Raw genomic sequence first — 13,442 nt, 5'->3', positions numbered from 1 at the left:
GGCAGGGGGGCCAGCCTGCGAATGCACGGGCATGAGTGCCCAATCCTTGGGCAATTGCCCGCGCGTCGTGCGGGATCGGGCCATGGGCGTTGCGAGGCGCGGCTCCCTGCGCCTAACGTGGGGCCGAGACGACTTGGGGGAGCGATGTTCGACCTGCCGCAGCCTAGCCAGCCGCGCGCCATGCAGCGCGCACGCGGGCGCGCGCGCGTCGCGTTCCGCGGTCGGCGGATCACCGGGCTGTCGCAGGCCGGCTCCGGCAAGGTGATGATCCCCGCGTGCCACGGCGCCTTTCCAGAGGCAGTCTTTCTCAACACGGCGGGTGGGCTCACCGGCGGAGACAGCTTCGCCTTCGATGCCAGCATCGATGACGGCGCGCTGATGCTGACGACGCAGACCGCCGAACGCTCTTATGCGAGTACCGGGGCGGACGCGCGGGTGGACGTCACCCTGCGCGCGGGCCCGGGCGCCACGCTCTTCTGGCTGCCCCAGGAAACGATCCTCTTCGACGCATCGGCCCTCCGCCGTCGGACGGTCATCGAGGCCGCGCCCGGCGCGCGCGTGCTTGCGCTCGAAATGCTTGTCTTCGGTCGCGCGGCCATGGGGGAGCGGCTCTCGAGCTTCCGTCTCATGGACCGCCGCGAGCTTCACGCGGACGGGCTGCAATGGCTAGACGCGCTCGCCCTCGATGCGCGCCTCATCGGCAAGGCGGCCGGGCTCCGCGACGCGCGGGCCATCGCCACGCTTCTTTACTGGGGCCCTGATGCCGAGGATATCGCCCTCGATCTGCCGCCCGGTCTTCATGCCTCCGCCTGGGGCGGAAAATGCGTCATCCGCGGCGCATTTCCTGACCTCTGGCCACTCAAAACCGCGCTCGCCCCCGTGCTGCGCCAGCTCACCGGCGGGCATCTGCCCCGCGTCTGGGCCGTCTGAAGGACTTAAGATGAACCTGACACCGAGAGAAAAAGACAAGCTCCTCGTCTCCGTCGCGGCCATGGTGGCCCGTGGGCGGCTGGAAAGGGGGGTGAAGCTCAATCATCCCGAGGCCATCGCCCTCATCACCGATTTTGTCGTCGAAGGCGCGCGCGACGGCCGTTCCGTGGCCGATCTCATGGAGGCGGGGGCGGGCGTCATCCGCGCGGACCAGTGCATGGAGGGCATCGCCGAGATGATCCACGACGTGCAGGTCGAGGCCACCTTTCCGGACGGCACCAAGCTCGTCACCGTTCACCATCCAATAAGGTAGCGACCATGCTTGCATTCATCTTGGCCATCGCCGCGGGATTTGCCTCCCGCCTCGTGCAGGAGCCCTTGGTGGGCGCACTGGAAAAGGTCCTGCTCGATAAGATCGACATCAAGACGGAGGACGCGCTGGCCTTGTCCTACGCGGTCTGCCTGCTCGTCGTGGGCATCCTCGTGGCGCTTTCGGCGTCCACCGTGTCTGCCTTCGCGATCCTCTTGGGCGGGCTTCTGGGGCTCTTCGGCACAGAGATCGTGGCCGCCATCAGAAAGGCCATCGGATGATCCCCGGCGAGGTGCTGCCCGCCGCGGGCGAGATCGAGATCAATGCTGGCGCGGAGGTCACGGTGATCATGGTCGCCAACACCGGGGACAGGCCCGTGCAGGTGGGCAGCCACTATCATTTCGCGGAGACGAACGCTGCGCTCGATTTCGACCGTGATGCGGCCATGGGAAAACGGCTCGACATCGCGGCGGGGACGGCGGTGCGCTTTGAGCCTGGGCAACAGCGGGAGGTGTCGCTCGTCCCTCTCAGCGGCGCGCGCGAGGTCTACGGCTTCAATCAGAAAGTGATGGGGAAGCTGTGACGGAGGGCAATTCGTTCTCGATCGCGATCATCACCTTCCTGGCCGCAACTCTCGTATCTGTGATGATGTCTTCGGGCGTGCCGACCTTCTTGGACATGCTCGTTGGATTGCTCTTGTTGTCCAGTTGTTTCCATTTCTACGTGCGCGAGCTGAACCATGGATGGGCGCGGCTGACACTCGCCATCGCCATCGGCGGCGCGCTCTACCTTTTGACCAGCGTCTTTGTCGTGCCGATCCTTGTTTGGCTTGATTTGGCAACGCTGTTGCCAAGCGAAGGCTGCAGCGCGGACTACCTCACAGAGGTGAGGGAGGCGTTTCTTGACCCCTGCACGGAGCTTGTCTTCGCTGGCTTGTGGCTTTTCTGGACCTTCGTCGCCTACGCGATCCTTTCAATACAATCGATGGAGCCTTCGCATGCCCGCTAAAATCTCTCGCGCGGCCTATGCCGACATGTATGGGCCCACGACCGGGGACAGGGTGCGGCTCGCCGATACCGACCTCATCATCGAGGTGGAAAAGGACCTCACCACCTATGGTGAGGAAGTGAAGTTCGGGGGTGGTAAGGTCATCCGTGACGGGATGGGGCAGAGCCAGCGCACGCGGGCCGAGGGCACCGTCGATACCGTCATCACGAACGCGCTCATCGTGGACCACACAGGCATCTACAAGGCCGATGTGGGCCTCACAGACGGGCGCATCGCGGCCATCGGCAAGGCGGGGAACCCCGACACGCAGCCCGGCGTCGACATCGTGATCGGCCCGGGGACGGAGGCCATCGCGGGCGAGGGCAAGATCCTCACCGCCGGAGGGTTCGACGCGCATATCCATTTCATCTGCCCGCAGCAGATCGAGGATGCGCTACATTCGGGGCTGACCACGATGCTCGGCGGCGGCACGGGCCCGGCGCACGGCACCCTCGCAACCACCTGCACGCCGGGGCCGTGGCATATCGGGCGGATGCTGCAGGCTTTGGACGCTGTGCCCGTCAATATCGGGCTCTCCTGCAAAGGGAACGCCTCGCGGCCGGATGCGCTCGTTGAGATGGTGAAGGCCGGGGCCTGCGCCATGAAGCTCCACGAGGATTGGGGGACGACGCCCGCGGCCATCGACACCTGCCTCAGCGTGGCCGACGACATGGACGTGCAGGTGATGATCCACACCGACACGCTGAACGAGAGTGGGTTCGTGGAAAACACCGTGGCGGCCATGAAGGGCCGCACGATCCACGCCTTCCACACCGAGGGTGCGGGCGGGGGGCACGCGCCCGATATCATCAAGGTCTGCGGGCTCGCTCACGTGATCCCGTCGTCGACGAACCCCACGCGGCCCTACACCGTGAACACGCTCGAGGAACATCTCGACATGCTCATGGTCTGCCACCATCTCGACAAGTCGATCCCCGAAGACGTGGCCTTCGCCGAGAGCCGCATCCGGCGGGAGACCATCGCCGCCGAGGATATCCTCCACGACATGGGGGCCTTCTCCATCATCGCCTCCGACAGCCAGGCCATGGGTCGCGTGGGCGAGGTCATCATCCGCACCTGGCAGACGGCGCACAAGATGAAGGTGCAGCGCGGGCGGCTTTCGGACGAGACGGGCGACAACGACAATCTCCGCGTCCGCCGTTACATCGCCAAATACACGATCAACCCCGCCATCGCGCACGGCATCAGCGGAGAGATCGGCAGCATCGAGCCCGGCAAGCGCGCCGATCTCTGCCTCTGGAACACTGCCTTTTTCGGCGTGAAGCCGGAGATGGTGCTCGTGGGCGGGTCCATCGCCTGCGCACAGATGGGAGACCCCAACGCCTCCATCCCCACGCCGCAGCCTGTCTATACGCGGCCGATGTTCGGCGCGATGGGGCGAAACGTGGAGAACTCCGCCGTGCTCTTCGTGAGCGAGGGCGCCGAGACAGGGCATCTGGGCCTCGCGAAGAAGACGGTGGCGGTGAAGAACACGCGCGGCATCGGAAAATCCTCCATGGTGCTCAACGATGCGACGCCCGAGGTCGACGTGAACCCCGAGACTTACGAGGTGCGCGCCGATGGGGATCTTTTGACCTGCGAGCCTGCGAGCGAGCTGCCCATGGCGCAGAGGTACTTTCTCTTTTGAAGGCCCTCCTCCTGACCAGCCTCGCCGCGCCCGTTTTGGCATGCCCCGCGGCCGACGACCTCGCCACCGGCGTCGCCTTCATTCTCGACACCGGGCAGATCGAGCGGCACATGGCGCAAGCCGACATGATCGAGGCTCGGCTTTTGACGACGCTGGGCGAGGATACCGGCGAGGCGCGCACGGCGCTCCACGGGATCTACCCTCTGGTCTCCGAAGTGGGCCAGACCCGGCTCACCCACGATTGGCCGGCGGGGCTCGCGGCGCTTCCCTATCCACGGCTCGGCCTGACGGAAGACATCGCTCTCGTCACCACCCAGCAGCGCTTTGCCTTTCCCGGCGTGTTTTCCGTGTCGGTGGGCGACACGCCCACGCGCGTGCGTCTCGGCGACTGCGAGCTCGAGGTTTGGGGCGTGGCCACCTCTGTCTCCCTCGGGGAAGAGCGTGGCTACACGACGTTCTTTCATTGGTATCCTGCGCTGGGCACAGGCGTCCGGGTGCGCTGGGCGGAGAACGGTGCTCTCTCCGGCGAAGTCTCGGTCGTGGGGGTAGAATGGTGAGCGGTATCAATCGGATAAAGGCTTTGCATGAGGTGCATGGCGGGGTCCCGGACATGGGGGATGTCAGCCCCGGGTGGTGTGGCTACGTCAGGGGCAATCGAAAGACAGACCCTGAGGCACCGCATGGCATTCATGTCAGATATCCCCGCCGGGCGCACCGTCACCAGCGCCCTCCGCTCCCTTGGAACAGCCGTCACCGACGGCCTGGTGAAGTTCGGTCGGGCGCAGGCACGCTCGGACGAAATCGAGTATTTCATGTCGATGTCGGACGAAGAGCTGGCCAAGCGTGGACTAACACGCGAGACGGCCGTCCGGCACGTCTTCCGGGACCGGATGGTCTTCTAAGCCGCGCTAGGGGGCGGGCATGAGCCTGCCCCGCGCAACTGCCGTGGGTGCGAGCGACGCGCCCGTGGCCCATGTGACGCTCGATTATGCCGGGCGCCTTCTGCGCCGCAAACGTCTGGTCCGGTCAGACGGCGCGGACTTCCTTGTCGATCTCCCGCACACGACGCATGTGGAGCCCGGGCAGGCTTTCCTGCTCGAGTCTGGCGACGCCGTGGAGGTGCGCGCGGCCGATGAGACGCTCCTCAGGATCAAGGGCGCTCTGCCGCGGCTCGCCTGGCATATCGGCAATCGTCATACTCCCTGCGAAGTGCACGATGATCACCTGCTCATCCAGTCCGATCCGGTCCTGCGCGAGATGCTGACCCAACTCGGAGCCGAGATCACGGAGGTTTCAGGGCCGTTTCGCCCCGAAGGCGGTGCCTATGGCCACGGGCGCACCATGGGGCATGCCCATGACCACTGAGCTTCTCGCGCTCACGCAATGGCTCTCGCCTGCATTTCCGTTGGGGAGCTACGCCTATTCCCACGGTCTCGAGACAGCCATTTCCGACGGCACCGTGAAGGATGCCCGCACCTTGGCGGCATGGCTGGAGACTGTCCTTTGCGCCGGTGGCGGCTGGAGTGACGCGGTGCTGCTCTGCGCGGCGCAGCGTGGCGAAGAGGTGAGCGCCATCGCGCGTGCGGTGGCCGGGAGCAAGGAACGACTGGAGGAGACGGAAGCGCAGGGGCGGGCCTTCGTCGATACGCTGGCCGAATTGGGCCACGATATCCCGGCAGCGCCGCTTCCGGTGGCGGTCGGGATGGCCACGAAGGGATTCACCCTGCCGCCCGCGACCATCGCTGCGATCTACTTGCAGAGCTTCGCGTCCAATCTCGTCTCCTGCGCCGTGCGGTTTGTCCCGCTCGGGCAGAGCGAGGGGCAGCGCGTCCTCGCCGGCTTGTCAGAGACGATCTCAGAGCTCGCAGAGAGGGCCGCGGAGACCGGTATCGACGATCTTGCCACAGGGGCATTCTTCAGCGATCTCAGTGCCATGGCGCACGAAGCTCAATCTGCGAGGATCTTCAGGACATGAGCGGCAACGGCCCCTTACGCGTCGGGATCGGCGGCCCCGTCGGCGCTGGGAAAACGACGCTGACAGAGCAGCTCTGCCGCGCGATGGCGGCAGAGCATTCCATGGCCGTCATCACCAACGACATCTACACGCGCGAGGACGCGGAATTTCTGCTGCGTGCCCAAGCGCTGCCGGAGGCCCGCATCCGTGGCGTGGAGACGGGCGGCTGCCCGCACACGGCCATCCGGGAAGATGCCTCCATCAACCTGCGCGCCGTGGCCGATCTGACCACGAGCCTGCCGGATCTCGAGCTGATCTTGATCGAATCCGGCGGAGACAATCTGGCGGCCACCTTCAGCCCGGAGCTCGCCGATCTTTCGCTCTACGTCATCGATACGGCGGCAGGGCAGGATATTCCGCGCAAGAAAGGTCCCGGGGTCACCCGGTCCGATCTTCTCATCATCAACAAGACCGATCTCGCGCCCCACGTGGGCGTCGACATTGCCCAGCTCGAACGTGACGCCGCAGCGAACCGCGGAACGCTTCCCTTCGTTATGGCCTCGTTAAAATCCGGCGGGGGCGTAGACGAGATCGTGAGCTTCATCCGGCGCGAAGGCGGGCTCTGATCACTCTGCCGCGGAGGCGGCTTTTTCCCGTTCGGCCACGCGTTTGAGGGCGCGCCGCATGGCCGGCATCGGCTTCCGCTTCAGCGAAGAGCCTGCGAGCCAGGTGATGAGCTTGGGTCGGTCCAGCTCTTCCACCTCTTTGAGGAGTTGCCTGAGATAGGGCGCGTAGTCCCGGCGACGCCGGAAGAGTTGCGCGAACCGGGTGAGGTCCAGCTTGCCGTCGAGGCCGAGCTTAATCGCATCGGGCAAGATGCGCAGATCCTCCATGACCGAAGGCAGATCGCGCCCTAAGTAGCGGCACCGGAAGCGCGTGAGACCTGTCGGGTCTGACGGGCGCGCGAAGAGCGCCGCGTGCATGGCCTCGAGCTCTTCATCGGGATTGTAAAGCACGAGCAGGTGCCGCGCGGCCTGCGCCATCTCCGGCGCGTAGCCATAGCGATCCGAAAAAGAGCGTTTGCGCATGCCCACGAAGCGCGGGTCCCATTCCGTCATCCTCGGGTCGAGCGTCGCCTGCGGGCTGATGGCGATGACATCGGCGCCCGGCGCCGCGACGCTGAAGGCCGCCGCCGCGTAGCCCCCGAGGCCCGCGCCGAAAAAGCAGACATGATCGTAATCGTCGAAGACACCCTCGTCGGTGAGCGCGTCGAAGAAGGCGTAGATCGCGGGCGCGCGGAACCATGTGGGCCGCTGGCAGAGCACAACCATGACCGTCGCATCGAGATCCTCGCGTGCCAGCGTCAGCCCGTGGGGCAGCGCGAGATCGTGATTGTTGCGGATGTCGTATGCGGATTCGAAGGTCACGAGCAGCCGCGCACCGCTCCCCACCTGGATGATGTGGTGATCGGGATCGAGCTCGATGTAATCGCCCACGTCTTCGCAATGCGCGCGCAGCGCGGTCTGCCAATCCTGACGGTTGAGCTCGGAGAGATCGGGCAGGGGGCGCGGTTGAGGACTGTCTTTCGGCATCATGTCACCACCTTACGCGGGCACGGGCCCGGTGTCGCCGGATTCGCGCGCAGAAATTGACTGTGCAGCAGCCCGGGCCAATCGCGCGATCAGAAGAACGCCTGCAGCCCGGTCTGCGCGCGCCCCAGAATGAGCGCGTGAATGTCATGGGTGCCCTCGTAGGTGTTCACGGTCTCGAGGTTCGCGGCATGGCGCATGACCTGGTAGTCTTCCTGGATCCCGTTGCCGCCATGCATGTCGCGCGCCACGCGGGCGATATCGAGGGCCTTTCCGCAGTTGTTGCGCTTCATGAGGCTGATGAGCTCGGGCGAGGCGGTGCCCTCGTCCATCATCTGCCCGAGGCGGAGCGCACCTTGAAGGCCGAGGCTGATTTCGGTCTGCATATCTGCGAGTTTCTTCTGGAAGAGCTGGGTCTGCGCGAGGGGCTTGCCGAATTGCTTGCGGTCGAGCCCGTATTGCCGCGCCGCCGTCCAGCAGAATTCTGCCGCGCCCATGACGCCCCAGGAAATGCCGTAGCGCGCGCGGTTGAGGCAGCCGAAGGGCCCTTTGAGGCCTTCGACGCCCGGAAGGAGCGCGTCTTCGCCCACCTCGACACCGTCCATGACGATTTCTCCGGTCACTGATGCGCGCAGGCTGAGCTTGCCGCCGATCTTGGGCGCAGAGAGGCCCGTCATGCCCTTTTCCAGCACGAAGCCTCGGATCTTGCCGCCATGGGCCTCCGACTTCGCCCAGACGACGAAGACGTCGGCGATGGGGCTGTTGGAGATCCACATCTTGGAGCCCGTGATCCGGTATCCCGTCGCGGTCTTTTCCGCGCGGGTCTTCATGCCCGCGGGGTCGGAGCCCGCATCGGGCTCTGTGAGGCCGAAGCAGCCGATGAGCTGCCCCGAGGTGAGGCCCGGAAGGTATTTCTCGCGCTGCTCCTCGGAGCCGTAGGCGTAGATCGGATAGATGACGAGCGAGGACTGAACGCTCATCATGGAGCGGTAGCCGCTATCGATGCGCTCGATCTCGCGGGCGATGAGGCCGTAGGCCGTGTAGGATGCGCCGAGTCCGCCATAGGCCTCCGGCACCGTGGCGCCGAGAAGCCCGGCCTCGCCCATCTTGGCGAAGAGCTCGGGCGCGACCGTCTCTTCGCGATAGGCCGCGATGACACGGGGGGCGAGCTCGTCGGCCGCGAATTTCGCCGCCGCCTCACCCAACATGCGCTCGTCTTCGCCGAGCTGCGCATTGAGATGGAAGGGATCCTCCCAGCTGAAGCGATTGAGCTCGGGGGCGTCTTTGGCCGTGATCTTGGCGGGTGCGTTCATGGCGGGCCTCCTTGCCAGCTTACCTAGCTTGGGGAGGCCCGGGGCTCAAGCTGCGCCCTTGCAGCCGTGACCGGTGGCAGGGGCTCCCGCGGTCGGTCGTTCTGGCGGTGATCCGCCTATTTGGCGATGGGGCCTATGAGCATGATCATCTGGCGGCCTTCCATCTTGGGCATGTTCTCGACCTTGCCATGCTCCTTGGTGTCCTCGGCCACCCGCAACAGCAAGTCGCGGCCCAGCTCCTGGTGGGCCATCTCGCGGCCGCGGAAGCGGAGCGTGATCTTGACCTTGTCGCCGTTCCCGAGGAACTTGTAGACGTTTTTCATCTTCACGTCGTAGTCGTGCGTGTCGGTGTTAGGGCGGAATTTCACCTCCTTCACCTCGATCGTTTTCTGCTTCTTGCGGGCCTCGGATTCCCGCTTCTGCTGTTCGTACTTGAACTTGCCGAAATCCATGATCTTGGCGACCGGCGGATTGGCGTTGGGCGAGATTTCCACGAGATCGAGCCCCGCATCCTCGGCCATTTCCATGGCCCGTGAGGGTGATACCACGCCGACATTGTCCCCATTTTCATCGATCAGTCGTATTTCCGGAGCGCGGATGCGGTCGTTGACGCGGGGTCCGGTGTCGCGCGTTGGCGGCGCGTTGTGGGGTCTGCGGGCTATGATCTTTTTCCTTTTATCGTGGGTCCGATTGCGAAGCCGCAAAATAGACGCGCGTGCGGCGTGATTCAAGGTCATTCCCGACAACGGGGCCGCCTCGGCGCCACGTGGGGGGATTGTTGCCACGCCGGGGCGCGGCGACACGCAAGGGCAGGCCGAAATTGCATGGAACTCTCCGTGCGGCTTCCGAATTTTTATGGCAGTGCCCACATTATGAAGGCGGGTGCCGCAGGATGCGGCCGCGCCACGGAAGAAAGGAAGCGCCATGCGCTATGTGATTTGGATTGTTATCGCCGCCGTCGTCGCGGGCGGGGCCTACGTGTATTCGAGCGGCGGCTTCGGTACGGCCTCCGAGGAACCGGCCGCCGCCGCGGAAGAGGCTGTCGACGCCGCCGAGGACGCAGTGGAGGAGGCCGGTGAGGCCGCGGGAGCCGCCACCGAGGCGGCCGAGCAAGCCACGGAAGACGCGATGACCACGGTGGAGGGCGCCGTTGAGGAGGCCACCGCCGCCGCCGAAGAGGCCGTGAACGACGCGACCGCCGCCGCGGAGGAAGCCGTCGACGACGCGACCGCCGCCGCCGAGGACGCGGTTGAAGGGGCCATGGAGGCCGCCGAAGGGGCCATGGAAACAGCGACCGAGGCGATGGACAACGCCCTCGAGAGCGTCACCGGGGCCGCGGACGAGGCCACCGATGAAGCAGGCGCAGCGCTCGACGAGGCCGCGGAAGCTGCAACGGAAACCGGTGAGGCTGCCGTGGATACCACGACCGAGGCCGCCACGGGCGCCGCAAACGCCGTGGAAGAAGGCGCTGCGGCCGTGCAGGACGTCCTGACGCCGGAAGAGGACGTGGAGACGACCTCTGACGCGTCGCGCACGATCGAGCTGCAGCCCGCGCCGGAAGCGGTCGACCCAGTGGAACTGAATGAAATGCTCAACCCGGAAAGCTTCGACTTTGAAGGCGTGGCGGAGATGGTGCAGGGCTCGGATCTCGACACGGACGTGAAGATGGGCCTCATGACGGCCATCGAGGCGGCCCAGGAGAGCCCCGAGATGCTGCAAAACGTGATCCGCCAGGTGCGCAACGAGTTCGGCGGCCAGTAAACGCGCCGTCTCAATGCCTGAAAAATGAAGAAGCCCGGTCCGTCGCCACGGATCGGCCTCTTGCGTGTCAGCCCACGAAGGCCCGCTCCACCACGAAGTGCTTGGGATCGGAGTTTGCCCCTTCCTCGAGGCCGAAGCCTTCCAGAATCTTCTTCAGATCGCTGTTGAGGCCGATGGAGCCGCAGATCATGGCGCGGTCCTCCTCGGCCGTCATCCCCGCCACACCGAGATCCGCAAAGAGGGAGCCGTCCTCGAGGCGCGTGGTGATGCGCCCCATCGTCGGGCTCTCTTCGCGGGTGGTGGTGGGATAATACGTGAGTTTTTCGATGCTGCCCGCGCCGAGAAGCTCGGCCATCATTTCATCGGTCCGGATGTGGTCGACGATCTCGCGGGAATAGGCCAGTTCGGCCACGTCGCGGCAGGTATGGGTGACGATGACGCGCTCGAACTTCTCGTAGGTCTCGGGATCCCGCAGGATCGAGGCGAAGGGCGCGAAACCCGTGCCGGTGGAAAAGAGCCAGAGCCGCTTTCCGGGCAAGAGCGCGTCGTGAACGAGCGTGCCCACGGGCTTCGGGCGCAGGATCACCTGATCGCCCGGCTCGATCTTCTGGAGCTTTGACGTGAGCGGGCCGTCCGGGACCTTGATCGAGTAAAAATCGAGCCCGTCGTCCCAGGAGGGCGAGGCGATTGAATAGGCACGCAGGATGGGCTTTGCCTTGCCCGTCGCCGGGTCCGGGTCGCCCATGAGCCCGATCATCACGAACTCCCCGGACCGGAAGCGCAGCGAGGCCGGCCGCGTCACGCGGAAACGAAACAGGCGGTCCGTGTAGTGCTTCACGTCGAGCACGGTCTGGGCGTCGGGGAGGACTGGGGTCGCTTGGTTCACGGGGGCGGGCCTCTGAATGTGTCAGCGCTGCTTTACAGCTGCGATGTGCGTGGCGGTGGCGCGGGTGTCAAGGCGCACGCGCGTCGCTTGATCCGCGCGGCATCTGTTTCTAAGGAGCGCCATGACTTCTCGTAAAGACATCCGCATCGACGATCTCGATCGCAAGATCCTCGCCGAATTGCAGCGGGATGCGGCGCGCTCCCTCGATGAGATCGCGAAGGTCGTGAGTTCGTCGAAGACGCCCGTGTGGAACCGGATCAAGAAGATGCGCGAGGCGGGCATCCTCAAGCACCAGACCGTGGAGCTCGATGCCGAGGCGCTCGGGTTCGAGGCGTGCTTTTTCGTCCTGATCCGAACGTCCGAGCATGACGCGGCATGGCAGGAGAAGTTTCTTACGGCCATTCGCAAGCGCCCGGAAGTGCAGGAGGCGCACCGCCTCGCGGGCGATATCGATTACATCCTGAAAGTCAGGGTGGCGAATGCGCGGGCTTATGATGACTTCTACCAGGCGATGATCGCAGAGGTGAAAGTCTACAACGTCACCGCGCTCCTGAGCATGGAAGAGCTGAAAAGCACGCGCGCGCTGCCGCTCTAGCTTGCGAGCGAGACCTGCAGCGCCTCGAGCCCGTGAAAGTGGTACGTGTCGCCATAGACAGGCGGGGCCTCGAGCCGCAGCGGCGGGAGCGCCCGGAGGCCAAGCAGCAGCTCGAGCCGCGCAAGGGGCGCGCCCACGCAGAAATGGAGGCCCGTGCCAAAGGCCACGTGCGCTTTCGCCGGGCGCGACGGGTCAAAGCGATGGGGATCGGGGAAAACCGCCGGATCCCTGTTTGCCGCGCCGAGGACGCAGGCCACCTCGTCGCCGCGCTTCAGGGTGTGACCTGCAATCTCGGTGTCCTCGTAGATCCAGCGCGTGAAGATATGGAGCGGTGGGTCGTAGCGCAGGATTTCCTCCACGCTGTTCTCGGACACATCCGTCAGGCCCTCGCGCAGGAGGACCGCGAGCCCGTTGCCCAGCGTGTGCACCGTGGCCTCGTGCCCCGCGTTCAGAAGCAGGATGCAGGTGGTGATGAGCTCGTCTGTGCTGAGCATCTGCCCGTCTTCTTCGGCGGCGATGAGATGGGTGATGAGATCGTCGGCGGGGCGGGTGCGGCGCTCCTTCACGTAGCCGCGCAGGAAGTCGCTGAACTCCGTGGCAGCCCGGCTGGCCGCCATCTCGATGTCTCGCGTGCGGCCGGTCTGGTACATCGCGACCATGGCGTTCGACCAGGCGAGGAGGTCAGGGGCCATGGTCTCCGGCACCCCAAGAAGCCGCGCGATCACGCGCACGGGCAGGGGGCGGGCGAAGTGCTCGAGGATGTCGAAGGCCGCGCCGCGCGGCAGGTCGGCCACGAGCTCGGCTGCGAGCGCCTCGATCTCCGGCCCGAGTTCGCGCACGCGGCGCCCCGTGAAGGCGCGGAGGACAAGGCCGCGCAGCCGCGTGTGCCGCGGGGGCTCGAGCTCCAGCATGGAATGCGCCTCCACCGCGTAAAAGGCACGGAGGTGATCCGGCACGGCGGGCGGAGAGAGCGGCGTCCGCCCCGCAGATCGGCTCTTGAGGATCGCACTGACCGCGCTGTGGCTCACGGCGGCGGCCATTGCGTACTCCTCCCACCAGACGATCTCACCCAAGGCGCGCGCGCGGTCGTAGGCCGGGTAGGGGTTCTGTACGAAATCGGGCTCGGAGGGGTCCTGGCTGAAGCGTTCCATGGCGCCTGCATCCGATGCCGCGCGGCCCTGCGCAAGGGACCGTGCGCCCGACACACGCATTCTCCATAAAAAATGCAGGGCATAGCTTGGATCGAGGTCTCCACGCGCCCAGGTGCACAGCGCGCACGAATTCCTTACTAAAATGATAAAAAATGTCGCCTGACGCAGTTGACCTCAGGGCTCAACACGGTAGTTGACTAATTGCGTCAGGCTTTCATTCAGAGAGCCGCACTAAGGGAGACCGCAATGACCACTCTT

The 13,442-nt window shown here is 65.4% G+C and carries 18 protein-coding genes; 13 read left to right on the top strand and 5 right to left on the bottom strand.

Going from position 1 to position 13,442, the window contains the following annotated elements; all coding sequences use genetic code 11:
- Positions 1-144 precede the first annotated feature (144 nt).
- From AAFM92_06285 to ureG, 11 genes are all read left to right on the top strand, one after another.
- Entirely contained in the window at positions 145-930 is a 786-nt protein-coding gene (locus AAFM92_06285) for an urease accessory protein UreD (GenBank protein ID MEL7299975.1), read from the top strand.
- A 10-nt stretch (positions 931-940) separates the two neighbouring features.
- Positions 941-1,243 carry an urease subunit gamma gene (locus AAFM92_06280; protein MEL7299974.1) on the top strand — a complete coding sequence of 101 codons (303 nt, stop codon included), beginning with the start codon at positions 941-943 and terminating at the stop codon, positions 1,241-1,243.
- 5 nt (positions 1,244-1,248) lie between these two features.
- Positions 1,249-1,521: a hypothetical protein gene (locus AAFM92_06275; protein ID MEL7299973.1), complete on the top strand. Its 273-nt coding sequence runs from the start codon at positions 1,249-1,251 to the stop codon at positions 1,519-1,521.
- Positions 1,518-1,823, top strand: coding sequence for an urease subunit beta (locus tag AAFM92_06270; protein ID MEL7299972.1), 306 nt, complete (start codon positions 1,518-1,520; stop codon positions 1,821-1,823). Before AAFM92_06275 ends, AAFM92_06270 begins: the two co-directional genes overlap by 4 nt.
- Positions 1,820-2,248: a hypothetical protein gene (locus AAFM92_06265; protein MEL7299971.1), complete on the top strand. Its 429-nt coding sequence runs from the start codon at positions 1,820-1,822 to the stop codon at positions 2,246-2,248. Before AAFM92_06270 ends, AAFM92_06265 begins: the two co-directional genes overlap by 4 nt.
- Positions 2,238-3,935: an urease subunit alpha gene (ureC, locus tag AAFM92_06260; protein MEL7299970.1), complete on the top strand. Its 1,698-nt coding sequence runs from the start codon at positions 2,238-2,240 to the stop codon at positions 3,933-3,935. The genes AAFM92_06265 and ureC overlap by 11 nt, the downstream gene beginning before the upstream one ends.
- Positions 3,932-4,492 (top strand): hypothetical protein, encoded by a 561-nt coding sequence (locus tag AAFM92_06255; protein ID MEL7299969.1) that lies wholly within the window; start codon positions 3,932-3,934, stop codon positions 4,490-4,492. The genes ureC and AAFM92_06255 overlap by 4 nt, the downstream gene beginning before the upstream one ends.
- Before the next feature lie 132 nt (positions 4,493-4,624).
- Complete coding sequence (locus tag AAFM92_06250; GenBank protein MEL7299968.1) at positions 4,625-4,837, top strand: DUF1127 domain-containing protein; 213 nt, start codon at positions 4,625-4,627, stop codon at positions 4,835-4,837.
- Positions 4,838-4,856: 19 nt separating this feature from the next.
- Positions 4,857-5,300: an urease accessory protein UreE gene (locus tag AAFM92_06245; protein ID MEL7299967.1), complete on the top strand. Its 444-nt coding sequence runs from the start codon at positions 4,857-4,859 to the stop codon at positions 5,298-5,300.
- A complete protein-coding gene (locus tag AAFM92_06240) occupies positions 5,290-5,910 on the top strand; it encodes an urease accessory UreF family protein (protein MEL7299966.1) in 621 nt (206 codons plus the stop codon). Before AAFM92_06245 ends, AAFM92_06240 begins: the two co-directional genes overlap by 11 nt.
- Positions 5,907-6,515, top strand: a complete 609-nt coding sequence (ureG, locus tag AAFM92_06235) for an urease accessory protein UreG (GenBank protein MEL7299965.1) — start codon at positions 5,907-5,909, stop codon at positions 6,513-6,515. Before AAFM92_06240 ends, ureG begins: the two co-directional genes overlap by 4 nt.
- Here the strand turns inward: ureG and AAFM92_06230 are convergent, their stop codons facing one another.
- The 3 genes from AAFM92_06230 to infC form a co-directional block, all read right to left on the bottom strand.
- On the bottom strand, positions 6,516-7,484 hold the full coding sequence (locus tag AAFM92_06230; protein ID MEL7299964.1) for a phosphoadenosine phosphosulfate reductase: 969 nt from the start codon (positions 7,482-7,484) through the stop codon (positions 6,516-6,518). It abuts the gene before it with no gap.
- Between the two features lie 86 nt (positions 7,485-7,570).
- On the bottom strand, positions 7,571-8,791 hold the full coding sequence (locus AAFM92_06225; GenBank protein ID MEL7299963.1) for an acyl-CoA dehydrogenase: 1,221 nt from the start codon (positions 8,789-8,791) through the stop codon (positions 7,571-7,573).
- 116 nt (positions 8,792-8,907) lie between these two features.
- A complete protein-coding gene (gene infC / locus AAFM92_06220) occupies positions 8,908-9,453 on the bottom strand; it encodes a translation initiation factor IF-3 (GenBank protein ID MEL7299962.1) in 546 nt (181 codons plus the stop codon).
- 262 nt (positions 9,454-9,715) lie between these two features.
- Here infC and AAFM92_06215 point away from each other — a divergent pair, with 262 nt between their 5' ends.
- Positions 9,716-10,552 carry a hypothetical protein gene (locus tag AAFM92_06215; protein MEL7299961.1) on the top strand — a complete coding sequence of 279 codons (837 nt, stop codon included), beginning with the start codon at positions 9,716-9,718 and terminating at the stop codon, positions 10,550-10,552.
- Between the two features lie 67 nt (positions 10,553-10,619).
- Here the strand turns inward: AAFM92_06215 and AAFM92_06210 are convergent, their stop codons facing one another.
- Positions 10,620-11,438, bottom strand: coding sequence for a ferredoxin--NADP reductase (locus tag AAFM92_06210; protein ID MEL7299960.1), 819 nt, complete (start codon positions 11,436-11,438; stop codon positions 10,620-10,622).
- A 121-nt stretch (positions 11,439-11,559) separates the two neighbouring features.
- Here AAFM92_06210 and AAFM92_06205 point away from each other — a divergent pair, with 121 nt between their 5' ends.
- Positions 11,560-12,033: an Lrp/AsnC family transcriptional regulator gene (locus AAFM92_06205; GenBank protein MEL7299959.1), complete on the top strand. Its 474-nt coding sequence runs from the start codon at positions 11,560-11,562 to the stop codon at positions 12,031-12,033.
- Here AAFM92_06205 and AAFM92_06200 read toward each other — a convergent pair.
- Entirely contained in the window at positions 12,030-13,184 is a 1,155-nt protein-coding gene (locus tag AAFM92_06200; GenBank protein MEL7299958.1) for a cytochrome P450, read from the bottom strand. The genes AAFM92_06205 and AAFM92_06200 overlap by 4 nt on opposite strands.
- Between the last annotated feature and the right edge of the window lie 258 nt (positions 13,185-13,442).

The organism is Pseudomonadota bacterium (assembly GCA_038533575.1).
Lineage (GTDB): Bacteria > Pseudomonadota > Alphaproteobacteria > Rhodobacterales > Rhodobacteraceae > Shimia_B.
The sequence above is the reverse complement of the archived record's forward strand: the minus strand, read 5'-3'. Positions and strand labels throughout refer to the sequence as shown.